This window comes from Paraburkholderia xenovorans (assembly GCF_046030735.1).
Lineage (GTDB): Bacteria > Pseudomonadota > Gammaproteobacteria > Burkholderiales > Burkholderiaceae > Paraburkholderia > Paraburkholderia xenovorans_A.
In genome coordinates this window covers 36,276-60,570 of sequence record NZ_JAQQBV010000012.1, presented here as the reverse complement: position 1 = coordinate 60,570, position 24,295 = coordinate 36,276, and the positions used below count along the sequence as shown (strand labels likewise).

Below are 24,295 nucleotides of genomic sequence, written 5' to 3'. Positions count from 1 at the left end.
CGCGCCGCTCGAATTCAAACTTAAGCCGGCTGTTCCGCCGACTTCTGCTCCGCCTGCAACCGCGCGACCACTTCCTTGCGATAGCGGTTCAATTCCTGTGCGGTATTGAACGTGCGCTCGAACAGCAGCGACAGGTTGTGCAGAATCCGTTCGACCACCTTCTTTTCCCAGCCGTCGTCGAAACGGATCTGCTCGTCGAGCCAGCGCTCGAGCCATTCCGGATCCGGCAAACGCGATTGAATCGTGTCGCGCGGGAACAGCGCCTGATTCACGTGCAGATTGGTAGGATGCAGCGGCTTTTCCGTGCGGCGCGCCGAAGCCATCAGTACGCCGATCTTTGCGAACGCGGCGCGCGCGATGTCGCCGGTTTGCACCATCGCTTTCTTCATGTAGCGCAGGTAGGCGCCGCCATGCCGCGCTTCGTCGCGCGAAATAGTTTCATAGATGTGCTTGATGACCGGCTCGCTATGCCATTCTGCCGCACGGCGATACCAGTGATTCAGGCGGATCTCGCCGCAGAAGTGCAGCATCAGCGTTTCGAGCGGAGGCGCCGGATCGAATTCGAAGCGCACGGCGTGCAGTTCTTCTTCGGTCGGGCACATTTCCGGTTTGAAACGGCGCAGATACTCCATCAGCACCAGCGAGTGTTTTTGTTCTTCGAAGAACCACACGCTCATGAACGCGGAGAAATCGCTGTCGTGATGGTTGTCACGCAGAAACATTTCCGTGGCGGGCAACGCCGACCATTCGGTGATCGCGTTCATCTTGATCGTCGCGGCCTGCTCGTCGGTCAATAGCGATGCATCGAACTTGTCCCAGGGAATGTCTTTCTCCATGTCCCATCGAACGGATTCGAGCGATTTATAAAGTTCCGGATAAAGCATGGTGTTCATAGTCCCACCCCTGTTCTGCGCATACTGTCTGTGTCTGTAACTATTACGTGTAGCACTCTTGCCCGTGACGAACGAAACGCAACGTGGGTGCGCCATTCATCAGCCAAGCATTCAATTTTACGCGGTAATCGGCTGCCCAGATGCACCGGACAGTAAAGAAGTCCGGGCGTTTGCGCGACGCGTCTAACCACAAAATACGCGCCTGCGCGGCCAACCGTGGGTGAGGGATACCCTGTGCCTGAGGTCGAGCCAGTTTGCGACGAAAAGCGCACCATCCAGCCCTGCGCCGGTTGTGCCGGCGGCTTTCGAATCGAGGGCGGCTGGATTGGTTGTTTTCAGTGCACGCCCAAAAACCAGAAAAATCTTACACGATCATAGCACGCTGACTTTACTGAACCCTCGTTGTGACAGACGCAATTGCGGTGCCTGCTTGACGTCTCTCAACAAAAAACGTGCTTCTCCGAGTATCGCCGACCGTCGCGGTCAAATCCGTGACAGGCGGCGCTCTCGCACTTGCGGGCGCCGCCCTGGTCGCCGAACCATCCCGCCCCGTTCATTCCCGCTGTTAAACAGACTTTTAAACAGACTTTTTCGCAGGCCGTGGGCTCGCGCGTTTCGCTGAAGTCGAAGCCGACGCAGAAGCCGACGCCGATCGCTTCGCTGCGGGCCGCCTGGTCGCGGACGCCGCGCCTTCGGCGGGCTCCTCTTTCGCGTCGTCGGGTGATTGATCAGACGATGACGCACTCGCCGCCGCCTCTTGCGCCGCGCCGCTCGTGCCCATCCCTGTTGCCGCGGCGGCCACTGCCGGCTGCGTCATCGCGAACTGGGCGATCTGGTTGAATTGCGTTTGCAGGAGATTCCACCACGCGGACGCGTCGAACGGCGGCGTTGCGTCGCCCTCTTTGTCGTCTTTGTCTTTTTGGCCCTCTCCGCTTTCCGGTTCGGCACGAGCCGCCGAAGCGGTGCTACCCGAAGCCGCCGGCTCCGGATGCGGCCAACCGGTCTTGGGCGCCGGACTCGGCGCGGCCGCCGACGGTTGCTGCATCGACTGCTGCGCGAACGCGCCGAACGCGCGCAACGTGGCGAGCGTCGCCCGCTGCACTTCGAGCGCCTGAATCGCGGACTGCAACATGCTCAGATTCAGCTTGAGCCATTGCTCGACCGCGCGCATGTCGGTGATGCGCTTGTCGAGTTCTTCGACGTTGGTGAGCGGCGCCATCATGTCGGACATCATCGACAGCGACGGCGCGACGCCGCCGCCCGCCTGCCCGCCCGAAAACGCCGAGCCGAACGGCGACATGCGCATCATGCCCCACATGCGTTCGAGCATTTCAGCAGGAGGAAAGCCGGGGAAGCCCGGGAACGGCGGCGTGGTGCCAGATGTATCGGTCATGCGTGTCGCCTCGCTGCATCAAGAGAAGGAAAGCGCGCGATCGCGCGCGCATCGGTTTCGATCATACCGCGCGGGGCGGCTTGTCCCGCCACGGGTCGGCGCCGCCGAAGTCGGGCGCGCGGCGCTCGCGCAGCGAGTTCACGCCTTCGCGCACGTCCGGTCCGGCAAAGCCCATGAATTCCAGCGCCAGCGACGTATCGAACGCCGGTCCCGCCGAGCGCAACCAGTTGTTCAACGCGTACTTGGTCCAGCGAATGGCCGTTTGCGAGCCGTGTGCGAGTTTGTGCGCGACTTCGAATGCCTTGGGCAGCAGATCGTTTTCGTCGACGGCGAGCGAGACGAGGCCGATCCGCTCCGCCTCCTCGCCGCTCACCGGCTCGCACAGCAGCAGGTAATACTTCGCTTTCGCCATTCCGCACAACAGCGGCCAGACAATCGCCGCGTGATCGCCGGCGGCAACGCCGAGACGCGTATGACCGTCGATGATGCGTGCGCCCTTCGTCGCAATCGAGATGTCGGCGAGCAAACCGGCGACGAGCCCCGCGCCGACCGCCGGCCCGTGCATCGCCGAGACGATCGGCTTGCTGCAGTTGATCACGTTGTAGACGAGATCGCGCGCCTCGCGCCAGACGCGCGCGCGCACATCGAAATCGGTCGCCATGTCTTCGACCAGTTGCAGGTCGCCACCCGCCGAAAAGCCCTTGCCTTCACCGCGAATGATCGCGACACGTGTTTCGGGATCCCGATCGATGTCGCGCCAGATTTCGGCGAGCTCGCAATGCATCCGCGCGTTGGCCGTGGCGAGTCCGCTTCTGTTCGCGCCTTCGCCGCTCATCACGACTTCGAGCACGCCGTGCGGATGCCGGTGCAGTTGCAGCGACTGGTAGTGCGCGTAGAACGCGTCGTTACTGTGTGGTGCATGAGACATGGTGAGCGATCCGTCTATCCGTCTATCCGTCTGTCTGTTGAAACCGCGCTGCCCGCGAGGTGCGTTCAGCGCGGTTGGTAAACCCACTTCGCATTGCGTATTTCGACCATCACGCGCGCGCGCTGATCGAGCCCGAGGTGATCGGTGGCGCTCATGTTGACGACGCCGTTGGTGTCCGCGAGACCGCGGGTCGCTTCGAGCGCATCGCGCAACGCACGGCGGAATTCCGGCGTGCCGGGCGCGCCCGTTTTGAGCGCGATCGGCACCGCGTGGCCGAGCAGCAGGCCCGCGTCCCATGTGTACGAGCCGAACGCCGACACGCTGCCCGGTCCGCGTAGCGCCTCGAAGCGCGCGATGTAGTCGAGCGCAAGACGCTTCGCCGGATGATCCGCCGGCAATTGCGCGGCGACCAGCACCGGGCTCGCGGGCAGGAAAGTGCCGTTGCAATCGGCGCCGCACACGCGCAGGAAGTCGTTATTGCCGACCCCGTGATTGTGATAGATCAGCCCTTTGTAGCCGCGTTCCCTGAGCGTCTTCGGCGGCAATGCAGCGGGCGTGCCGGCCGCGCCGACCACCACCGCATCCGGATGCGTCGCGAGAATCTTCAGGACCTGGCCGGTCACGCTCGGATCGGTGCGATTGAAGCGTTCGCTCGCCACCATGTTGATGTGATGCAATTGCGCGAACTTCGCAACCTCGGTGTAGAAGGTCTCGCCGAGCGCATCGGCCTGACCGATGAACGCGATCGTCTTGACGTTGTGCGCGCTCGCATGCTCGGCGATCGCGGACGCCATCATCGCGTCGGTTTGCGGCGTCTTGAACACCCAGTGGCGTTTCGCATCCACGGGTTCGATGATTTTCGCCGACGACGCGAGCGAGATCATCGGCGTCTCACCATCGGCGACCACGTCGATCATCGACAGCGAATTCGGCGTGATCGACGAGCCGATGATCGCGTCGACGTGATTCTCGGAGATCAGCTTTTTGGTGTCCTGCACGGCTTGCGTGGTGTCGGATGCATCGTCGAGCACGATGTATTCGACGTTCTGGCCGCCGATCTGTTTCGGCAGCAGCGTGGCGGTGTCGCGCGCCGGAATGCCGAGCGACGCGGCCGGTCCGGTTAGCGAAAGCACGAGGCCGATTTTGACTTGCGCGAGGGCCAGCGCGGGGAATGTGGCAAACAGCGCGACAAACAGCGCTGGACATAACGCCGCTGCGGCACGCGCGGGCTTCAGTTTCGATCGATTCTCGCGCGCTTGCCCGCACGCCGTTGCGCTTCCAGGTTGAAACGACTCAAATCGCGACATGCTGTCTCCTCGCGTCGGTTTTTCGTTTTGATGGTCTGCCGAGGTGCTGCTGTGCGTGTTGCCAAACGTCGGCTCTGCCGTCGGCTTTCCGGTGAAGCGACGGCTGCCCACCCCGGGCGCGCCGCCGCGCCAGTCAGTGTAGCGGCGCACCGGGGCGGCGGCATCGGGCGAAACCCTTTCGTCAGGCGAGGCGCGTGATTGTTGAAATCGACGCTCGCGTCAATCCAGCGGCGCGATGCCCTGGTCGATCGAACCGAAAATCGACTTGCCTGCCTCGTCGAACATTTCGATCCGCACCGTATCGCCGTACTTCATGAACTCGGTTTGCGGCGCGCCGTGTTCGATGGTTTCGAGGCAGCGCTTCTCGGCGATGCAACAGTAGCCGCGCTTCGCGTCCTTGTTCGACACCGTGCCCGACCCGACGATCGCACCGGCGCGCAGGTTGCGCGTTTTCGCCGCGTGCGAGATCAGTTGGCCGAAGTTAAACACCATGTCGGTGCCGGCGTCGGGCTGGCCGACTTTCCGGTTGTTCCAGTGGACGATCATCGGCCGGTGCACGCGGCCTTCATGCCAGTGTTCGCCGAGTTCGTCCGGCGTCACCGCGACCGGCGCGAACGACGTGGCCGGTTTGCTCTGGAAAAAGCCGAAGCCTTTCGCGAGTTCGGCCGGGATCAGATTGCGCAGCGACACGTCGTTCACGAGCGTGATCAAACGCACGCGTCTGAGCGCCTGGTCGGGCGTGGCGCCGGCCGGCACATCGGTGGTGATCACCGCGACTTCGGCCTCGAAGTCGATCCCGTATTCCTCCGACGCGCACAGCACGTCGTCTTTCGGACCGATGAAGTCGTCGCTGCCGCCCTGATACATCAGCGGATCGGTCCAGAATTCCGGCGGCATGTCGGCGCCGCGCGCGCGCCGCACCAGTTCGACGTGATTCACGTACGACGAACCGTCGGCCCACTGGAACGCGCGTGGCAACGGCGCCATGCATTCTTTCTGATCGAACGGGAAGGTGTGGCGGGCGCGCCCCTGATTGAGCGAGTCGTACAGGTCCTGTAGTTGCGGCGCGTAGAAGGTCCAGTCGTCGAGCGCGCGCTGCATGGTGGGCGCGATCGCATCGGCAATCGCCGCGGTGTGCAGGTCGCGGGACACGACGATCAGTTGACCGTCGCGCGTGCCGTCCTTCAGCGTGGCAAGTTTCATAGAGAAGTGAACCGTGTCGGTGACGGTGGGTGACGATAGAAGGAATCTATTCTACGATGGTGAATCGGCGCGGCCCAAGTGCAAGGGCGCAGCGACCGGTTTGGAACCTCGGCGAGCAATCCGGGACGAACCGGAAACAACGCGCCGCAAGTGTCCTTTCCACTGTCTTATGAACGCGCTCCGTGCGCCTCGCTCATGCCTCCAACTGCCCGCTCCGGCGCGATCCGTACCGACGCCGATCCTGTCGAATCGCCCGGCACCGCCGACACCGCTGACACCGCCGAGTCCGACGACGAAGCCGTCGAGAGCACGGAAGCCGGCGAAGAAAAACTGCGCTCGGGCATCCAGTCGATCGAAGTGGGCTTTCGTCTGCTGGAGGTGCTGACCCACGAACCGCGCGCGATGATGCTGCGCGACCTGGCGCAGCGCGCCGGCATGAGTCCGGCGAAGGCGCATCGCTATCTGGTGAGCTTCCTGCGCCTCGGGGTCGTCGCGCAGGATCCGCTGTCGGGCCGCTACGAGCTCGGCGGGTTCGCATTGCAGTTGGGGCTCGCACGGCTTGCGCGCGTCGACGGCGTGAAGCTCGCGCGCATCGCGCTGGCCGAATTGCGCGACCGGCTCGATCTCACGGTGGGCATCGCCGTGTGGGGCAATCAGGGGCCGACAATGGTGCATTGGATGGAGTCGAGTCATCCGGCCAAGGCGTCGCTGAAACTCGGCGATGTGATGCCGTTACTCAGCTCCGCGACCGGTTTGCTGTTTGCCGCGTATCTGCCGCCGGGCAAGACGGCCGCGATGCTCGAACGGGAACTCGCCGATTCGCGGCGCTCGTCGCATGGGGGCGGACCGCGTACGCGCGAAGAAGTCGAACGGGTGCTCGCTGAAGTACGACAGCACGAAGCGGCTCGCGTGGAAGGCATGTTGCTGCCGACCATCCACGCGTTCTCCATGCCGGTGTTCGATTCGACCGGCGATCTCGCACTCGGGCTGATCGCGCTGGGTCATGAAGGCGCGTTCGATATACGCTGGGGCGGTGAAGTCGATACGGCGTTGCGTGAGTGCGCGCAAAAGCTTTCTTATGAGCTTGGGTATAGTGCGGCGCCGCGGTGAGTCGTGGGCGTCGAGCACGCCGCCCGCCACGCACGTAGGGCGCTGGCTCGCCGCGCTGCTGGTCGTGGCCATCGTGCATTGGATCGCCGCGCAGTGGGTCGAGCGCAACCGCGCCAACCTCAATGCGCGCGACGCCGAACGCGTGCCCGTGCAGGTCGCCTTGTTGACGCCCGAACGTATCGAGCGCAAACCTGAAAGCGCTGCCCAGCAAGCCGCGGCGGCGCCGGCCCCCGCGCGTAAGCCGGCGGCGCCGGCAAAGCCGCGCGAGCATGTGCTGACGGCGACGCAGCCCGCGAAACAGGCGCCGGCAGTCGCGCCTGCGGCCGTATCGGACGCAATCGCCGCAGGCACAGCCACTGCCGCGAGCAATGCCGCCAGCACAAACACCACTGCCACCGCGTCAGGCACGGGCGCTGCCAGCGCGCCGTCCGCCGGCAGCGCGCCGCAAGCGGCAACGGGCGTCAAGTTCTCGGTGCCGCCGTCCGGCGAATTGCAATACGACACGTTCTACAACGGCGTGCGCAATCAGCCCGGCACGATCCACTGGACCAGCAGCGCGCACAGCTATGAGATGGTCGTGTCGATACCGCTACCGTTCGTCGGCACATTCACGTATTCGAGCCATGGCCGCATCGATGCATTCGGCCTCGCGCCGGATCAGTACATCGAAAAGCGCGGCCGTCGCGCGGAAGACATCGCGATCTTCAACCGCGCCGACAAACAGATCGCCTTCACCCGCACACCGTCCACTCTGCCGCTGCCCGACGGCGCACAGGACCGTTTCAGCATGGTCATGCAGCTTGCGAGTCTCGTGCGCGGCGACCCCGGCGTGTACAAACCTGGCGTGACGCGGCAATTCTTCGTGATCGATAGCGACAGCGGCGAGAACTGGCCCGTCGAGACGATCGGCGACGAAACCATCCGCACTGCGCAAGGCTATCTGGAGACACGCCATTTCAAACGCCTGCCGCGCCACGACGGCGACCTGCGCCGCATCGACGTGTGGCTCGCGCCGTCGCTGGGCTGGTTGCCCGCGCGCATCATGCAGACCGAACCGAACGGCACGCAGATCGAACTGGTGTGGCGAGGCAAACTCGACGCGGATGCCGCTGGCCCGGCCAACAGCGGCGCGAACGACGATATCGGCAATAACGCAGCGCCGGCCGCTTCGACATTCACGCCTGGCACCCCGCCCGCCCCGCCGGTCGATTCAACTAACCCCGCCAATGTGCCGTTAAAACCCTGAAGGCGAACAAGGTTTCGAGGCCATTGACGAAACTTCCACGGCCAGGTCCACTCGCACGAGGAGTTGCAACCGTTCGCCCGCTCTCCGCGTATATCTTCGTGAAGCGGAACAAACCGGACCCCGCGCGAACGGCTCTTTCCACTGCGTTCCTCTTCAAGGAGCCCGCATGCAAGTGAATGACTCGCTGACGCTTGCCGATACCTCGGCCGGCACGTTGCCCGAACGCCGCGCACTCTGGGATCAGCGCGCCGCGGCAGCACGCTCGGACGGAATCGCGTCGCTCGTGGCCGCCACGTTGGACCGCTGGTTGACGCCGGATTTTCAGGCTGCCCATCCCGAGGCTGTCGAGCAAATTCGTGAAGTACTGAGCCATACGTTGCCGGAAGGATACGCAATGGGATGCGAAGCGCTGCGCGATTTCGATGTACGCAGTAAGCTGACAGGCATTCGTTGTCCGACATTGGCGGTGGCGGGCCGCCACGACACGGGCACGCCACCTGCTGATACGCAGGCGATAGCGGACGCCATCGAAGGCGCCCGATTCGAACTGCTCGATGCCGCTCATCTTGCGCCAATCGAGCAATCTCACCGTTTTGCTGCGCTGCTTGAAACGTTTCTTGAAAGGCCGGTCTAACCGGTAGGTTCGGAACTTTTACAAGCGTCAATCCGGACCCACCCCTTGAATTCCACACCACAAGCTCCAGATATGGCGCAGGACTGGCCAGGGAGCCAACGGAAATAAGGAGTGTCGCCATGCAAATGATCTACAACAGCCCCAACTACTGTGTCGTCGAATTTCCGCCGCAGGAAGGTCCGCTGGCCATGAAATCGGGTGGCTACGAGATCGTCGACAAAAACATGCAGCGCGAAATCTACATTGACGGCGCAATGGCGGCGCGCTTTCGCGAGCACGTACAGAAGCTGATTGAAGAAGAACCGTCGCTGGACGAGGTCGACGAATTCCTCGGCCAGTTCGACAGCCTGATGCATCAACCGGTGATTCTTCACTGATCGTAGGGTTTTAGTTCACGCAACACCCCGCAGCACGTTTGGCGACGTATATCGACCGCACCGCCCGGCTCCGCTGGCGGTCATCAGAAGGCGGTCCGCAGCATTAGACGGCCCAGCAGGCACTTGCCTCGCTGGGCCGTTTTCTTTCCCGCTCGCTTTCCCGCATCCTTTCCCTGCCACGGCGCGGCCCAAAAGCACAGCGCCACCTGCCCCAGCGGGCCCGGCGCATCCGCGCCGCTGCGGCTACAATGACAGGTTTCCCGAAACCCGAAAAAGCCGGCGCAAGCCCTTGTCCGCCATGAACCAGCCTGCTCAAACCGCCAAGCCAGCCCGTCCCGACGCCGCCTATACGCGTGGCGCGACGCTGCCCGCGCTGCTCAAGTCGCGCATCCTGATCCTGGACGGCGCAATGGGCACGATGATCCAGCGCTACAAACTCGACGAAGCCCGCTATCGCGGCGAGCGCTTCAAAGACTACGGCCGCGACATCAAGGGCAACAACGAACTGCTGTCGATCACGCAGCCGCAGATCATCAGCGAGATTCACGAGCAGTACCTCGCGGCGGGCGCGGACATCATCGAAACCAACACCTTCGGCGCGACCACGGTGGCGCAAGCCGACTATGGAATGGAAGAGCTTGCGATCGAGATGAACGTCGAATCGGCCAGGCTCGCGCGCGCCGCGTGCGATAAATACTCGACGCCGGACAAGCCGCGCTTCGTCGCCGGCGCGATCGGACCGACGCCGAAAACAGCGAGCATCTCCCCTGACGTGAACGATCCGGGCGCACGCAACATCACCTTCGACGAACTGCGCGCGGCGTATTACGAGCAGGCGAAGGCGTTGCTCGACGGCGGCGCCGATCTGTTCCTCGTCGAAACGATCTTCGACACGCTGAACGCGAAGGCCGCGCTATTCGCGCTGGACGAACTGTTCGAAGATACCGGCGAGCTTCTGCCGATCATGATTTCGGGCACCGTCACCGATGCATCGGGCCGGATTCTGTCCGGGCAAACGGTGGAAGCGTTCTGGAATTCGCTGCGTCACGCGAAGCCGCTTACGTTCGGCCTGAACTGCGCGTTGGGCGCGGCGTTGATGCGCCCGTATGTCGCCGAACTGGCGAAGCTGTGCGACACCTATGTGTCGTGCTATCCGAACGCGGGTTTGCCGAATCCGATGAGCGATACGGGCTTCGACGAATTGCCGGCGGATACGTCGGGCTTGCTGAAGGAGTTCGCGCAGGCGGGGTTGGTGAATATCGCCGGTGGGTGCTGCGGCACGACGCCCGAGCATATTGCGGCGATAGCGAAAGCGCTGAGTGGGGTGAAGCCGCGGGTGTGGGCAAACTATCGGGAAACCGATACCGAAACGGCTTGATCGGGGCGCGTACCTGAACGGGGATCGATCGATGGCTGCCGTCACCAAACTGACAATTGCGGGTTTCAAATCAATACGTGAATTGCGCGATTTCGAGTTGCGCAATCTCAACGTGTTGATCGGCGCCAATGGTGCGGGAAAGTCGAACTTTATCGGTTTGTTCCGGATGCTGGCGGAAATGTATGAGGGGCGGCTGCAGTTGTATGTGCAGCAGCAGGGTGGGCCGGATGCGTTGATGCATTTTTCGCGGAAGACGACGGATGAGATTCATGCCGAGTTCGTGTTCGGCGGATACACCTTCCGGTTTAATCTGGTTGCGACCAACGACAATCGACTGGTCTACGCCGAAGAATCTTTCAACAGCGTCGAGCCAATTCCAGGGGCAGAATTGGCCGGGTTTGCAACGAATGCTATCGCCGAATCCCAGTTAAAGCGGGTGGCCGAAAACATTGGCCTTCCGCACATCACCGCCGCGCTCGAAGGCACCCGCGTCTACCACTTCCACGACACCGGCGAAAAAGCCAAAGTCAAGCAAGCCCACGCGCTCAACGACACGCTTCGCCTCAAAGTAGACGGCGCCAACCTCGCCGCCTACCTGCGCATGCTCAAAACGGAGCACGTGGCCAGCTATCGCCAGATCGTCGACACGATCCGCCTCGTCGCTCCATTTTTCGACGATTTCGTATTCCGCGCAGACGTGTCCTCGAAGATTCAACTCGAATGGACCGAACGCGGCGACCCCGATACACCATTCACTGCCCATGCGCTATCCGACGGCACGCTACGCTTCATCTGCCTATGCACGTTGCTGCTGCAACCGTGGGAACTGATGCCCGCGACGATCCTGATCGACGAGCCGGAACTCGGCCTGCATCCGTACGCAATCAACCTGCTCGCCGATCTGCTCAAACGCGCATCGGAGCAAAAACAACTGATCGTCTCGACGCAATCTGTCGAACTGCTGAACCGGCTGGAGCCGGAAGACGTGATCGTGGTCGACCGCAAAGACAACGCCTCGACCTTCCATCGTCTCGACTCCACGCAACTGCAAGACTGGCTCGACGACTATTCGCTCGGCGACCTCTGGAAACAGAACGTGTTGGGCGGGAGGCCGGCGTAATGGTCGAATTGATCGTCATCGGCGAAGGCCAGACCGAAGAAACGTTCGTGCGCGACGTGCTCGCGCCGGCACTCGGCGCGAACCAGATCTATGCGAGCGCGCGCCTGATCAACACGTCAAGCGAACAGCGCGGCGGCGCGCTGAGCTTCGAACGCGTTCGAAAGTTCATCGGCCATACGCTGCGCCAGCGCAGCGAAACCTACGTCACGACGCTATTCGACCTTTACGGGCTCGACAAAACGTTTCGCGGCGTCGCGCAAAGCAAAGGCCAGCCACCCGCCGCTCGCGCGTCCCGAATCGAACAACTGCTGCATGAAGACGTCGTGACGTTCGCCGCCTGCCGGCCGGAACGCTTCATCCCGCACGTCCAGCCGCACGAATTCGAATCGCTGCTGTTCTCCGACGTCGCGCGACTGTGCGAAGTCGAACCCGGCTGGCAACAGCAAAGCGCACCGCTGATCGCAGCGCGAGCCGCGGTCGCCGATCCCGAATGGATCAACGACTCGCCGCAAACCGCGCCCTCAAAGCGTCTCGAACAGCTTAATCCACGCTACCGTAAGGTCCGCCACGGCCCGGTCGCTGCCGCTCGCATCGGCCTCGACCGGATTCGCGCGCAATGCCCGCATTTCCGCCACTGGTACGACCGCATCGTGACGCTGCCTGCGCTGCAGGCGAAGCAACCCAACATTGAATATACGAGCTAACGCCATGACCGACCACACCATGCGCCTTGCCGGCCTCGAGCCGTTCAACGTCACGCCCGGGACGCTTTTCATCAACGTCGGCGAACGCACCAACGTGACCGGCTCGAAGGCATTTGCGCGAATGATCCTGAACGACCAGTTCGACGACGCGATCGCAGTCGCGCGTCAGCAGGTCGAAAACGGCGCACAGGTCATCGACGTCAACATGGACGAAGCGATGCTCGATTCGAAAGCGGCCATGGTGCGCTTCATGAATCTGATCGCGTCGGAGCCGGACATCGCGCGCGTGCCGATCATGATCGACTCGTCGAAGTGGGAAGTGATCGAAGCGGGCCTGAAGTGCGTGCAAGGCAAGGCGATCGTCAATTCGATTTCGTTGAAGGAAGGTGAAGAGGCGTTTCGCCATCACGCGAACCTGATTCGCCGCTATGGCGCGGCCGCCGTGGTGATGGCGTTCGACGAACAAGGCCAGGCCGACACGTTCGAGCGCAAGACGCAAATCTGCAAACGCTCGTACGACTTCCTCGTGAACGAAGTCGGCTTCCCGCCGGAAGACATCATCTTCGACCCGAACATCTTCGCGGTGGCCACCGGCATCGAGGAGCACAACAACTACGCGGTCGACTTCATCAACGCCACGCGCTGGATCAAGGAGAACCTGCCGTACGCGAAGATCAGCGGCGGCGTGTCGAACGTGTCGTTCTCGTTCCGCGGCAACGATCCGGTGCGCGAGGCGATCCACACCGTGTTCCTCTATTACGCGATCCAGGCCGGCATGGACATGGGCATCGTCAACGCGGGGCAGCTCGGCGTGTATGCCGATCTCGACCCCGAGTTGCGCGAGCGCGTGGAAGACGTCGTGCTGAACCGTCGCGACGACGCCACCGACCGGCTGCTCGAAATCGCCGACAAATTCAAAACCGGCGCAGCAAAGAAAGAGGAGAACCTCGAGTGGCGCAACCAGCCGGTCGAGAAACGTCTGGCGCATGCGCTGGTGCACGGCATCACGAACTTCATCGTCGAAGATACCGAGGAAGTGCGCGCGAAGATCGCAGCCGCAGGCGGCCGTCCGATCAACGTGATCGAAGGCCCGCTGATGGACGGGATGAACGTGGTCGGCGATCTGTTCGGCCAGGGCAAGATGTTCCTGCCGCAGGTGGTGAAGTCGGCGCGCGTGATGAAGCAGGCCGTCGCGCATCTGATTCCGTACATCGAAGAAGAAAAGAAGCAGATGGCCGAAGCCGGCGCCGACGTGCGCGCGAAAGGCAAGATCGTGATCGCCACCGTCAAGGGCGACGTGCACGACATCGGCAAGAACATCGTGTCGGTGGTGCTTCAGTGCAATAACTTCGAAGTGGTCAACATGGGCGTGATGGTTTCGTGCAACGACATTCTCGCGAAGGCGAAAGTCGAAGGCGCGGACATCATCGGTCTGTCGGGGCTGATTACGCCGAGCCTCGAAGAAATGGCCTACGTCGCGTCGGAAATGCAACGCGACGACTATTTCCGCGTGAAGAAGATTCCGCTGCTGATCGGCGGCGCGACCACGTCGCGCGTGCACACCGCGGTGAAGATCGCGCCGCATTACGAAGGCCCGGTGGTGTATGTGCCGGATGCGTCGCGTTCGGTGTCGGTGGCGTCGAGCCTGTTGTCAGACGAAGGCGCGGCGAAGTACGTCGACGATTTGAAGGCCGACTACGACCGCATCCGCGATCAGCACGCGAACAAGAAAGCGCAGCCGATGGTCACGCTCGCCGAAGCCCGCGCGAACAAGACCAAAGTCGATTGGGCGAGCTATCAGCCGGTCAAGCCGAAGTTCATCGGCCGCCGCGTGTTCAAGAACTTCGACCTGAACGAGCTGGCGAACTACATCGACTGGGGTCCGTTCTTCCAGACCTGGGACCTCGCGGGTCCGTATCCGGCCATTCTGAATGACGAGATCGTCGGCGAATCGGCGCGCCGCGTGTTCTCGGACGGCAAGTCGATGCTCTCGCGTCTGATCCAGGGCCGCTGGCTGCAGGCGAACGGCGTGATCGCGCTGCTGCCCGCGAACACCGTGAACGACGACGACATCGAAATCTATACCGACGAATCGCGCAGCGAAGTCGCGCTCACATGGCGCAACCTGCGCCAGCAAAGCGTGCGTCCGGTGGTGGACGGCGTGATGCGGCCGAACCGCTCGCTCGCCGACTTCATCGCGCCGAAGGAATCGGGCGTGGCGGACTACATCGGCATGTTCGCGGTCACCGCGGGTCTCGGTGTCGACGTGAAGGAAAAACAGTTCGAAAAGGATCACGACGACTACAGCGCGATCATGCTGAAGGCGCTTGCGGACCGTTTCGCCGAAGCCTTCGCCGAAGCGCTGCACGCCCGCGTGCGGCGCGATCTGTGGGGCTACGCGAACCACGAAACCCTGTCGAACGACGACCTGATCGCGGAGAAATACCACGGCATCCGCCCGGCGCCGGGCTATCCGGCCTGTCCGGATCACCTGGTCAAGCGCGATATGTTCGACGTGCTGCACGCCACCGAAATCGGCATGAGCGTGACCGAATCGCTGGCGATGCTGCCGGCGGCGAGCGTCTCCGGCTTCTACCTCGCGCATCCGGACAGCACCTATTTCTCGGTCGGCAAGATCGGCCAGGACCAGCTGGAAGACTACGCAACGCGCATGGCACTGTCGAAAACCGACGCCGAGCGCGCGTTGGCGCCGTTGCTGTAAGCGTCGTGTGGCGGGGAACCCACTATATCGGGCCACGTAGGCTGAATATTTGCGCCAGCGTAATTTTCGGCTTTGTAGACTGAATTTGGTTTCAACCCGCCAGACGCGGCCAAAACGCGTCGGCTTATTTATTGCAATCGTCAACGGAGAAAATCGTATGAAGAAGCTGACGCTGTTATTGACCGCTGTTTCGCTTGCCGCGAGCGCCTCGGTCGCGCTGGCCCAGCCCGCCGCGCCGGCCGGCTCCAGCGCGGTCAGTTCCTACTCGCCGCCGGTCGCGAAGCACGTCAAGAAGCCTAAGAAGAAGAAAGTGAAGAAAGGTGCGTCGGCGCCGGCAGCGGCTCCGGCGGATGCCGCCAGCCAGTAACGATCGTTCGGACAACCCGCGAGATCCGGGTCGTCAAAATGAAAAGAGCCCGCTCGGATGCGGGCTCTTTTCATTTGTGCTCGAAGACCGGACCATCGCCGCCGGGCAGCGCTGGCGCGTTCAAGCCTCAAGCGTCAAACCTCAAACCTCAAACCGGGCCAGACATGAACTTGAGGCCCGACAGCCGACGCGCCTCGCGCGGCCGTTGCAGCAATAAAATCAAATCCCCCAGACGATGTCCGCGTTTTCCTTCTGCGCCGCGCGCAGCATGTCGAGGAACGGATACGCGCGTTGCGCGAGTCCCGGCGGAATCTCATGATGCTCGTGGCCGTCTTCCCCTTCGTGGAAATGGCCGTCGTGCTCGGCGCGCTCCTGCTTGTCGAACGAGACGGCCGCTTCGAGTTTCTCGATCGCCGGGCCGAGTTCGTCGTGAGTGATGACACCGCGTTCGCCGAGGCGCTTGCCGACGATACCGACGAGATACTGAGCGAGATTTTCCAGCATCATCACGTCCGGCGTGGCGCGGCACTTGAAAGTAATCAGCATGACTGTTCCCTTGTTCGTTATGTTGGATCGACGCACGCGCGGCTCGCAGCGACCGCCGGCGCACGCCACGTTGACGCGCCGATCAGGCACGGCGGCCACGGCCCATGGGTGAGCATCTCATTGAACATATTAGCACCTGCTAAAATCCGTCTGGACGGAAAAGCGTGCCAAAACTGTGCCGCGCGCGGGCGCCTCACGCATTGCAGACAACGTGCCCGACAGCGCCGCCGATGAACCCGATCGATCCCGGCGGGCGCATCGCCGCTTTCCACGCTTCTAACGAATCGGCCGCGCCCGCCGCGCGGCTTAAGCCTCTTCCGCATCACCGGATTGCCTCACTGGACTCGCAACAAGCATGCTGCCCGCACATAAACACACTCTGGAAACCCTGCTCGCCGACACGGTGAAGCAGGTTGCTCAAACGTCGCAAGGCGAGAGCGAAGCCGCTTTCGTGTCGCCCACGATCACGCTGGAGCGTCCCAAAGTCGCCGCGCATGGCGACGTCGCCTGCAATGTGGCGATGCAACTCGCGAAGCCGCTGCGCGCAAACCCGCGCCAACTGGCGCAACAGATCGTCGATGCGCTGCTTGCGCAGCCGGGCGCCAGGGGTCTCGTCGAAGCCGCCGAAGTGGCCGGCCCCGGCTTCATCAACCTGCGCCTCGCGGCCGCGGCCAAGCAGGCGGTGATCGCCGCCGTGTTCGCGGAGCAAGACACGTTCGGCCGCTCGCAGCGCGACGCCGGCAAACATGTGCTGATCGAATTCGTGTCGGCGAACCCGACCGGCCCGCTGCACGTCGGCCACGGCCGTCAGGCCGCGCTCGGCGACGCGCTTTCGAACGTGCTGGCCTCGCAAGGCTGGGACGTGCATCGCGAGTTCTATTACAACGACGCCGGTGTGCAGATCCACACGCTCGCCGTGTCGACCCAGGCGCGCGCCCGCGGCCTCGCCCCCGGCGACGAAGGCTGGCCCGCGTCGGCGTACAACGGCGAGTACATCGCCGACATCGCGAAAGACTATCTGAACGGCGTCACCGTCGCCGCGAGCGACGGCGAGCCAGTCACCGGCGCGCGCGACGTCGAGAACCTCGACGCGATCCGCCGCTTCGCCGTCGCGTATCTGCGCCGCGAACAGGACATGGACTTGCAGGCCTTCGGCGTGAAGTTCGACCAGTACTATCTGGAGTCGTCGCTGTATAAGGAAGGCCGCGTCGAGAAAACCGTCGAGGCGCTGGTCGCCGCCGGCAAGACCTACGAGCAGGAAGGCGCACTGTGGCTGCGCACCACCGACGACGGCGACGACAAAGACCGCGTAATGCGCAAGAGCGACGGCACATATACGTACTTCGTGCCGGACGTCGCCTATCACGTCGCCAAGTGGGAACGCGGCTTCACCAAGGTCATCAATATCCAGGGTTCGGACCACCACGGCACGATCGCGCGGGTGCGCGCCGGCCTGCAAGGTCTCGGCATCGGCATTCCGAAGGGCTATCCCGACTACATCCTGCACAAGATGGTTACGGTGATGCGCAACGGCGAAGAGGTGAAGATCTCGAAGCGCGCGGGCAGCTACGTGACGGTGCGCGATCTGATCGAGTGGTCGGGCGGCGCAACGCCGGGCTCGGAAACCGCCGTCGATCTGATCGATGAAGAAACGATTCGCCGCGGCCGCGACGCCGTGCGCTTCTTCCTGATCTCGCGCAAGGCAGACACGGAATTCGTGTTCGACATCGACCTCGCGCTGAAGCAGAACGACGAAAATCCGGTGCATTACGTGCAGTACGCGCACGCGCGGATCTGCTCGGTGATCGCCGAAAGCAAGGCGCGCTACGGCACGGACGAAGCCACGCTGGCCGGGGTAGACGTGTCGCCGCTCACCAGCGAACGCGCGATGGCCTTGCTGAACAAGCTCGCCGAATTCCCGGACATGCTGCAACACGCCGCCGACGAACTCGCGCCGCACGCGGTCGCGTTCTACCTGCGCGACCTCGCCGGGGAATTCCACTCGTTCTACAATGACCGTGCCGAACGCGTGCTGGTCGACGATGCAGCCGAGCGCAACGCGCGCGTCGCGTTGCTCGCCGCCACGCGCCAGGTGCTGGCCAACGGCCTTGCGACGATCGGCGTCTCGGCTCCCGTCAAGATGTAAGTCCTCCGGCGCAACATGCATGCGGCCGTCGTTATAATCGACGGCCGTTCCAGGATTCTTTTTGCAGGTGATTCATACGATGGCAAAACCACGCCGCACAACGAAGCAATCGAAACAAACCGGGGGCACTTTTCTCGGCATCGTGCTGGGCCTGATCGTCGGCCTTGCGATCGCGGTAGTGGTGGCGCTGTATATCACCCGTGCGCCTACGCCGTTCGTGTCGAAGGTCGCGCCGCCGGCGGCGTCGGACTCCGGCGCGAGCCAGCCTCAATACGATCCGAACCGTCCGCTGCAAGGCAAGACGCCGGGCCAGCCGGTGCCGCAGGCCGCGCAACCGGCGCCGCCGAACACGGCGCCCGGCCAGACCAATTCGCAGACGCAGTCGGGCATGCTGGAAGAGCCGCAGATCGTCGAAGTGCCGCCGCAGAACGGCAATGCGAACGGCACGGCGGTCGCGCCGCAAGCCGCGCAGGATAACGGCACGGTCGCCGCGCCGGTGAAGAAGCCGCAAACGCCCAACGCGCCGGCCGCCACCGCGGCAGGTTCGGCGCCGAAGAGCACGTCGTCCGCCACCGCGGCGAACGCCAAGCCGGGCAGCGCCGCGCCGGCTCCGGGCGACGCGAACACCGGCTACTTCCTGCAAGTGGGCGCGTACAAGACCTCGGCCGACGCCGAACAGCAGCGCGCGCGCCTCGCGTTCCAGGGCTTCGAATCGAAGGTCACGCAGCGCGATGCGGGCGGCGTCACGTACTATCGCGTACGCATCGGACCATTTTCGAAGTTCGAGGACATGAATTCGAGCCGCCAGCGTCTGTCGGACGCGGGCGTCGATACCGCTGTGATTCGCTTCACCAAGCAATAAACAATAATTAAACGGTGCCTGGCCGGACGCGCCGCCGCCGAACTATCGGCGCGCGGCGCGTGTCACAGGCACCGAAGACGACAGAAACGTCTAACGCCGATGATCAAACGGTGACGGGCATTTGCGTGGCGCCACCGCTTTACCGCTTACTTGGGTCAACACAACATGAAAAAGCTGCTGAGCATTCTTTTCCTCTCGCTGGGTCTCGTCGCCGCCACGGCGCACGCTTCGCCTACGGCGCCGGTTGCCGGCAAGGACTACACGGTCCTCGCCTCGCCGCAGCCGACCGACGTGCCGGCCGGCAAGATCGAAGTCACCGAATTCTTCTGGTACGGCTGCCCGCACTGCAATGAATTCGACCCGTACCTCGAAGCCTGGGTCAAGAAACAAGGTCCGGACGTCGTGTTCAAGCGTGTGCCGGTCGCCTTCCGCGACGACTTCATTCCGCACTCGAAAATGTTCCACGCGCTGGACGCACTCGGCCTCGCGCAACAACTCACGCCCACCGTCTTCAACGAAATCCACGTCAACAAGAACTATCTGCTGACGCCGGAAGACCAGGCCAAATTCCTCGCGACGAAGGGCGTCGATCCGAAGAAGTACATGGACGCATACAACTCGTTCTCGACGCAAAGCGCGCTGCAGAAAGACAAGAAGCTGCTGGAAGACTACAAGATCGACGGCGTGCCGACGCTGGCCGTACAGGGCAAGTATGAAACCGGTCCGGCTGCGACCAACAGTCTGCCGGGCACGACTCAGGTGCTCGACTACCTGGTGCAGCAGGTTCGCGCCAAGAAGCTGTAATGTCAGAGGCGCCGGAATGAGTCCTCCCCTGAAAGTCTTCATTACCGGCGCTTCGAGCGGTATCGGCCTCGCGCTCGCCACCGAATATGCACGGCGCGGCGCGATTCTCGGCCTCGTTGCCCGTCGCGGCAGCGCCCTCGCCGCCTTCCAGCAGTCCCATCCGCAGAACACCGTTTCCATCTATTCCGTCGACGTGCGCGACGCCGAGGCGCTCGCCGAAGCGGCGGCGCAGTTCGCCGCGCAGCACGGCCGGCCGGACATCGTCATCGCCAACGCGGGGATCAGCCGCGGCGCGGTGACCGGCGAAGGCGATCTGCGCACCTTCCGCGAAGTGATGGACATCAATTACTTCGGGATGGTCGCCACGTTCGAGCCGTTCGCCGCTTCGATGGTCGCCGCAAGAAGAGGCACGCTAGTCGGCATTGCCAGCGTCGCCGGCGTGCGCGGGTTGCCGGGCTCCGGCGCGTATAGCGCGTCGAAGTCGGCGGCGCTCAAGTATCTGGAAGCGCTGCGCGTCGAAATGCGGCCGCACGGCGTCGGCGTGGTCACGATCGCGCCGGGCTATATCCGCACGCCGATGACCGAGCACAATCCGTACACCATGCCGTTTCTGATGGACGCCGACCGCTTCGCGGTGAAGGTCGCGAGAGCGATCGAACGGCAAACCGCCTTCGCAGTGTTTCCGTGGCAGATGCGCATCGCCGCGATGCTTTTGCATGTGCTGCCGCGCTGGCTCTACGACCGCGCGTTCGAGCGTGCGCCGCGCAAGCCGCGGGCTGTCGTCGAGTAAATCACGATCAGCAACGCGCGCGTGCAATCGATCTAATTCACGCGCGTCGCCTCATGCCGCGGTACGCTCCACACTCCAATCCATTCATGCCCCATATGGATATTCGGATTAAGTGGTTGTCGCGGCAACCACCCTTCGATAAGCTTTCGCGAAGCCCGGCACACGTGTGAGCTGATTTTGCTCAACCTGCGCCTGCGCCGGAAACGTATCACAATAAAGACGACGATCTCGCCCGCCCAGCGGTACGCCAGGCATCGACCGCAGTACGGCAGAGCCGTCGCCCGTCAACGGAACACAAACCACACAACCAGACGCAGTACCGGACTGCGCTCGTTATGGGAGATCCTATGCGCTTCAAACTGCTCGCAGCCGCCGTACTGTTCACGGTGCCCGCGCTCGTGCTCGCCAAACCGCTGACCGTCTGTACCGAGTCGAGCCCCGACGGCTTCGACGTCGTGCAGTTCAATTCGCTCGTGACGACCAACGCGTCGGCCGACGTGATCTTCAATTCGCTGGTCTCGTACGACGAAGCCGCGAAGAAAGTCGTGCCGTCGCTGGCGGACAAATGGGAAGTGAGCGCCGACGGCCTCACCTATACGTTCCATCTGCGCCCGAACGTGCAGTTCCAGACTACCGACTACTTCAAGCCCACCCGCGCGCTGAATGCCGACGACGTCGTCTTCTCGTTCGACCGCATGCTCAACGACAGCAATCCGTGGCACAAGGTGGCGGGCGCGAGCGGCTTTCCGCATGCGCAGTCGATGGGTCTGCCGAAGCTGATCAAGGCGATCAGCAAGGTCGACGACAACACCGTCAAGTTCGAACTGAATGCGCCGGACGCCACCTTCATCTCGATCCTGACGATGGGTTTCGCATCGATCTATTCGGCTGAATACGCCGATCAATTGCTCAAGGCCGGCAAGCAGGTCGATCTGAACGCGAAGCCGATCGGCACCGGTCCGTTCGAACTGAAGAGCTACACGAAAGACGCGGTGATCCGCTACGACGTGAACCCGACCTACTGGGGTTCGAAGCCGAAGGTCGACCGCCTGATTTATGCGATCACGCCGGACGCGACGGTGCGCGCGCAGAAGGTGAAGGCGGGCGAATGCCAGATTGCGCTGTCGCCGAAGCCGCAGGATATCGCCGACGCGAAGAGCGACAAGTCGCTCGCGATCGTGCAGACGCCCGCTTTCATGACCGCGTTCGTCGCGCTGAATACGCAGAAGAAACCGCTCGACAATCAGAAGGTGCGCGCCGCGCTGAACATGGCGTTCGACCGTACTACGTATCTGAAGACCGTGTTCGACAACACCGCGACTGCGGCCGTCAATCCGTATCCGCCGAACACGTGGAGCTACGACAAGGCGGTTAAGGCGTGGCCGTACGATCCGGTGAAGGCGAAGCAACTGCTCGCCGACGCGGGCTATCCGAACGGCTTCGAAACGACGATCTGGGTGCGTCCGAACGGCAGCGTGCTGAATCCGAATCCGAAGGCCGGCGCCGAACTGCTGCAAGCAGACTTTGCGAAGATCGGCGTGAAGGCCGAAGTGAAGGTGATCGAATGGGGCGAGTTGATCAAGCAGGCCAAGCAAGGCCAGCATGATTCGCTGTTCATGGGTTGGGCCGGCGACAACGGTGATCCGGACAATTATTTGTCGCCGCTGTTCAGTTGCAACGCGGTAAAGTCGGGGATCAACTTCGCGCGCTTCTGCGATCCGGATCTGGACAAGCTGATCGCCGAAGGCAAGGCAACGCCGGATCAGGCCAAACGCACGAAGGCGTATGAGCAGGCGCAGCAGATCATTCATGATCAGGCGCTGTGGATTCCGCTGGGTTATCCGACCGCCGCGGCGATTACGCGTACGAACGTGAGCGGCTATCACGTGAGTCCGTTCGGACGGCAAAACTTCGCGACGGTGGCCGTGCAGTAAATGCGTTAGCGCGAAGACTGCTTTTGAAGAAGCCCGGTGCTGTTTGCGCCGGGCTTTTTTGTTGGTGCTTCGTGAAAGTGTTCAGGGGATGGATAATAAGAAGTAAGGCTCCTCATTGGTCTGCTCAGGCCTTCATGAGACTCTGCACTTGCAAACAATCTTGATAGGCATATGGCGCTCAGAAAAATCTTAGTTATCCTTGCGGCGATTACCGCTACTTTAATCACGTATTTCCAGCCGCTTGCGACAGCACAAGCACGCCAACCGACAACCCCCGAAGCCGCCACAAAAGAGTTCTATACATGGTTCATCAAGCGAGACTCGGAGGACCACGGCTACGCTCTGATGGACAAAGATATCTATCGCTACATATCCAAATCTACCGTCGAGTTTCTAAGAACCGAATACAAGCAAAACAGGTTTGCCGAGAAGGCAGAGTACTTCACAAAGGTGCAAGACTACGATCGAGACGATTGGCTCACGCACATCGCGACGCATCCTGCGATCCAGCTTGACGATGTCATGCTGGTTCCCGTCACATTCGGATCGACGGAGAAGAAAACCATTCTTGCCTTTCTGCGCAAACAAAACGGCAACTGGAAGATCACCAAAGTAGACGACACACAAGACGAGAAATAACCGCATCTGATCATCGTGGTATGCCAACTAAAAAGCCCGCAAACGCGGGCTCCGCACATCACACCAACCCACCCGGCAATCACGTCGGCGAAAACCGGATCACCCCATCCGCATCCTGGTGGCGCGTCAAATCCCCCGCCAGCCACAGCAGATGCAAATGCGCCAGCGCCTCGCCCATCGCAAACGTCATCTGATGGATATCGAGTTGGCGCTTGAACATCAGCGGCACGATGTCCGCCGCGCTCTGCGGCTTCTCCGCACAAGCCTCACGCACTTCAGCCAGGCGCGCGTCGTGATGTTCACGCAACTGCCGGATCCGCGTGCGCACGCCGCGAAACGGCTTACCGTGCGACGGCAGGACGAGCGTGTCTTCCGGCATCGTCTCGTAGCGGCCGAGCGACTCCAGATACAGCGCGAGCGGCGTGCCTTCCGGTTCCATATCGAACACCGACACGTTGGTCGAAATCCGCGGCAACACCATATCGCCGGAAATCAGCACGCCGCTCTCTTCGCAGTACAACGCGCAGTGCTCGGGCGAATGCCCGAAACCCGTCACCACGCGCCACGTCTTGCCGCCGATCGTCACGCCGTCCGCTTCGCGCAAACGCCGATACTGGCCAGGAATCGCCGGCACCAGACTCGCGTAGTAGCTCTTACGATTGCGCAACTTGTCGAGCGATGCCTGATCCGTCACACCGTGTCGCGCAAAATGGCGCGCCGCGCCTTCGCCGCCCGCGTTCGAACCGTCGCCGGCAGCCATCACGCGAGCCTGCATATATTCGCCAAGCGTCATCCACAGGCGAACATCCCAACGCTGTTTGTCGCCGCCGGCGCACAACCAGTGTGCGAGCCCGATGTGATCCGGATGGCAATGCGTGACGATCACGCGCAACACCGGCAAACCGTCGAGCACCGTGTCGAACACTTTCTCCCAGTTCTCCTTGATCGTGTCCGACGTAATGCCGCAATCGACCACGGTCCAGCCTTGTTGCCCGTCGATCTCATCGCGTAGCAGCCACAAGTTGATGTGGTCGAGTGCGAACGGCAGCGGCATGCGCAGCCAGAACACGCCGGGCGCGACTTCCAGCGCATGGCCGGCCTCGGGCAACGTGTCGTTGAACGGGTAATCGAGTTGATGTTCGAGTGCATTCATTGTGGGTGTCTTCCTCCGTCGGCCGTCCGACGCGGCGAG

General features: G+C 62.5%; 21 protein-coding genes and 1 pseudogene. 15 read left to right on the top strand and 7 right to left on the bottom strand.

Going from position 1 to position 24,295, the window contains the following annotated elements:
• Window positions 1-20: 20 nt before the first annotated feature.
• The 5 genes from PQQ51_RS13810 to PQQ51_RS13790 form a co-directional block, all read right to left on the bottom strand.
• Complete coding sequence (locus tag PQQ51_RS13810) at window positions 21-893, bottom strand: ferritin family protein (RefSeq protein WP_408497346.1); 873 nt, start codon at window positions 891-893, stop codon at window positions 21-23.
• Between the two features lie 577 nt (window positions 894-1,470).
• A complete protein-coding gene (locus PQQ51_RS13805) occupies window positions 1,471-2,286 on the bottom strand; it encodes a PhaM family polyhydroxyalkanoate granule multifunctional regulatory protein (protein ID WP_408497345.1) in 816 nt (271 codons plus the stop codon).
• A 61-nt stretch (window positions 2,287-2,347) separates the two neighbouring features.
• Complete coding sequence (locus PQQ51_RS13800; protein ID WP_408497344.1) at window positions 2,348-3,214, bottom strand: enoyl-CoA hydratase/isomerase family protein; 867 nt, start codon at window positions 3,212-3,214, stop codon at window positions 2,348-2,350.
• 65 nt (window positions 3,215-3,279) lie between these two features.
• On the bottom strand, window positions 3,280-4,521 hold the full coding sequence (locus PQQ51_RS13795) for an ABC transporter substrate-binding protein (RefSeq protein WP_408497343.1): 1,242 nt from the start codon (window positions 4,519-4,521) through the stop codon (window positions 3,280-3,282).
• Between the two features lie 219 nt (window positions 4,522-4,740).
• Window positions 4,741-5,724 carry a fumarylacetoacetate hydrolase family protein gene (locus PQQ51_RS13790; RefSeq protein ID WP_408497342.1) on the bottom strand — a complete coding sequence of 328 codons (984 nt, stop codon included), beginning with the start codon at window positions 5,722-5,724 and terminating at the stop codon, window positions 4,741-4,743.
• A gap of 195 nt (window positions 5,725-5,919) precedes the next feature.
• Here PQQ51_RS13790 and PQQ51_RS13785 point away from each other — a divergent pair, with 195 nt between their 5' ends.
• The 9 genes and pseudogenes from PQQ51_RS13785 to PQQ51_RS13745 all read left to right on the top strand — a co-directional run bounded on the left by PQQ51_RS13785 (window position 5,920) and on the right by PQQ51_RS13745 (window position 15,382).
• Entirely contained in the window at window positions 5,920-6,834 is a 915-nt protein-coding gene (locus PQQ51_RS13785) for an IclR family transcriptional regulator (protein WP_408497341.1), read from the top strand.
• Window positions 6,803-8,080, top strand: a complete 1,278-nt coding sequence (locus PQQ51_RS13780; RefSeq protein ID WP_408497340.1) for a DUF3108 domain-containing protein — start codon at window positions 6,803-6,805, stop codon at window positions 8,078-8,080. The genes PQQ51_RS13785 and PQQ51_RS13780 overlap by 32 nt, the downstream gene beginning before the upstream one ends.
• 178 nt (window positions 8,081-8,258) lie before the next feature.
• Window positions 8,259-8,714, top strand: a pseudogene (locus tag PQQ51_RS13775) (alpha/beta hydrolase); the annotation flags it as partial.
• Between the two features lie 119 nt (window positions 8,715-8,833).
• Window positions 8,834-9,091 carry a BTH_I0359 family protein gene (locus PQQ51_RS13770; RefSeq protein ID WP_007179533.1) on the top strand — a complete coding sequence of 86 codons (258 nt, stop codon included), beginning with the start codon at window positions 8,834-8,836 and terminating at the stop codon, window positions 9,089-9,091.
• Window positions 9,092-9,389: 298 nt separating this feature from the next.
• Window positions 9,390-10,469 (top strand): homocysteine S-methyltransferase family protein, encoded by a 1,080-nt coding sequence (locus PQQ51_RS13765; RefSeq protein ID WP_408497476.1) that lies wholly within the window; start codon window positions 9,390-9,392, stop codon window positions 10,467-10,469.
• Window positions 10,470-10,500: 31 nt separating this feature from the next.
• Entirely contained in the window at window positions 10,501-11,589 is a 1,089-nt protein-coding gene (locus tag PQQ51_RS13760) for an AAA family ATPase (protein ID WP_408497339.1), read from the top strand.
• Entirely contained in the window at window positions 11,589-12,293 is a 705-nt protein-coding gene (locus PQQ51_RS13755; RefSeq protein ID WP_408497338.1) for a DUF4276 family protein, read from the top strand. The genes PQQ51_RS13760 and PQQ51_RS13755 overlap by 1 nt, the downstream gene beginning before the upstream one ends.
• Before the next feature lie 4 nt (window positions 12,294-12,297).
• Window positions 12,298-15,015, top strand: a complete 2,718-nt coding sequence (metH, locus tag PQQ51_RS13750; RefSeq protein ID WP_408497337.1) for a methionine synthase — start codon at window positions 12,298-12,300, stop codon at window positions 15,013-15,015.
• 157 nt (window positions 15,016-15,172) lie between these two features.
• Window positions 15,173-15,382, top strand: coding sequence for an acid-shock protein (locus tag PQQ51_RS13745; RefSeq protein ID WP_408497336.1), 210 nt, complete (start codon window positions 15,173-15,175; stop codon window positions 15,380-15,382).
• Window positions 15,383-15,601: 219 nt separating this feature from the next.
• On the opposite strand, the gene PQQ51_RS13740 is transcribed toward PQQ51_RS13745, so the two are convergent.
• Window positions 15,602-15,928: a DUF1840 domain-containing protein gene (locus PQQ51_RS13740; RefSeq protein ID WP_408497335.1), complete on the bottom strand. Its 327-nt coding sequence runs from the start codon at window positions 15,926-15,928 to the stop codon at window positions 15,602-15,604.
• A gap of 355 nt (window positions 15,929-16,283) precedes the next feature.
• On the opposite strand from PQQ51_RS13740, the gene argS reads away from it, so the two are divergent.
• The 6 genes from argS (at window position 16,284) to PQQ51_RS13710 (ending at window position 23,103) form a co-directional block, all read left to right on the top strand.
• Window positions 16,284-18,074: an arginine--tRNA ligase gene (gene argS, locus PQQ51_RS13735; protein WP_408497334.1), complete on the top strand. Its 1,791-nt coding sequence runs from the start codon at window positions 16,284-16,286 to the stop codon at window positions 18,072-18,074.
• A 61-nt stretch (window positions 18,075-18,135) separates the two neighbouring features.
• On the top strand, window positions 18,136-18,936 hold the full coding sequence (locus PQQ51_RS13730; protein ID WP_408497333.1) for an SPOR domain-containing protein: 801 nt from the start codon (window positions 18,136-18,138) through the stop codon (window positions 18,934-18,936).
• A gap of 165 nt (window positions 18,937-19,101) precedes the next feature.
• A complete protein-coding gene (locus PQQ51_RS13725) occupies window positions 19,102-19,740 on the top strand; it encodes a thiol:disulfide interchange protein DsbA/DsbL (protein WP_408497332.1) in 639 nt (212 codons plus the stop codon).
• 16 nt (window positions 19,741-19,756) lie between these two features.
• Window positions 19,757-20,530, top strand: a complete 774-nt coding sequence (locus PQQ51_RS13720) for an SDR family oxidoreductase (RefSeq protein ID WP_408497331.1) — start codon at window positions 19,757-19,759, stop codon at window positions 20,528-20,530.
• 347 nt (window positions 20,531-20,877) lie between these two features.
• Window positions 20,878-22,464, top strand: a complete 1,587-nt coding sequence (locus tag PQQ51_RS13715; RefSeq protein ID WP_408497330.1) for an ABC transporter substrate-binding protein — start codon at window positions 20,878-20,880, stop codon at window positions 22,462-22,464.
• Between the two features lie 171 nt (window positions 22,465-22,635).
• The gene (locus PQQ51_RS13710; RefSeq protein WP_408497329.1) at window positions 22,636-23,103 is read left to right on the top strand and encodes a DUF3828 domain-containing protein; all 468 of its coding nucleotides are present in this window, start codon (window positions 22,636-22,638) and stop codon (window positions 23,101-23,103) included.
• Window positions 23,104-23,182: 79 nt separating this feature from the next.
• Here PQQ51_RS13710 and PQQ51_RS13705 read toward each other — a convergent pair whose 3' ends face one another.
• The gene (locus tag PQQ51_RS13705) at window positions 23,183-24,256 is read right to left on the bottom strand and encodes an MBL fold metallo-hydrolase (protein ID WP_408497328.1); all 1,074 of its coding nucleotides are present in this window, start codon (window positions 24,254-24,256) and stop codon (window positions 23,183-23,185) included.
• Window positions 24,257-24,295 lie beyond the last annotated feature (39 nt).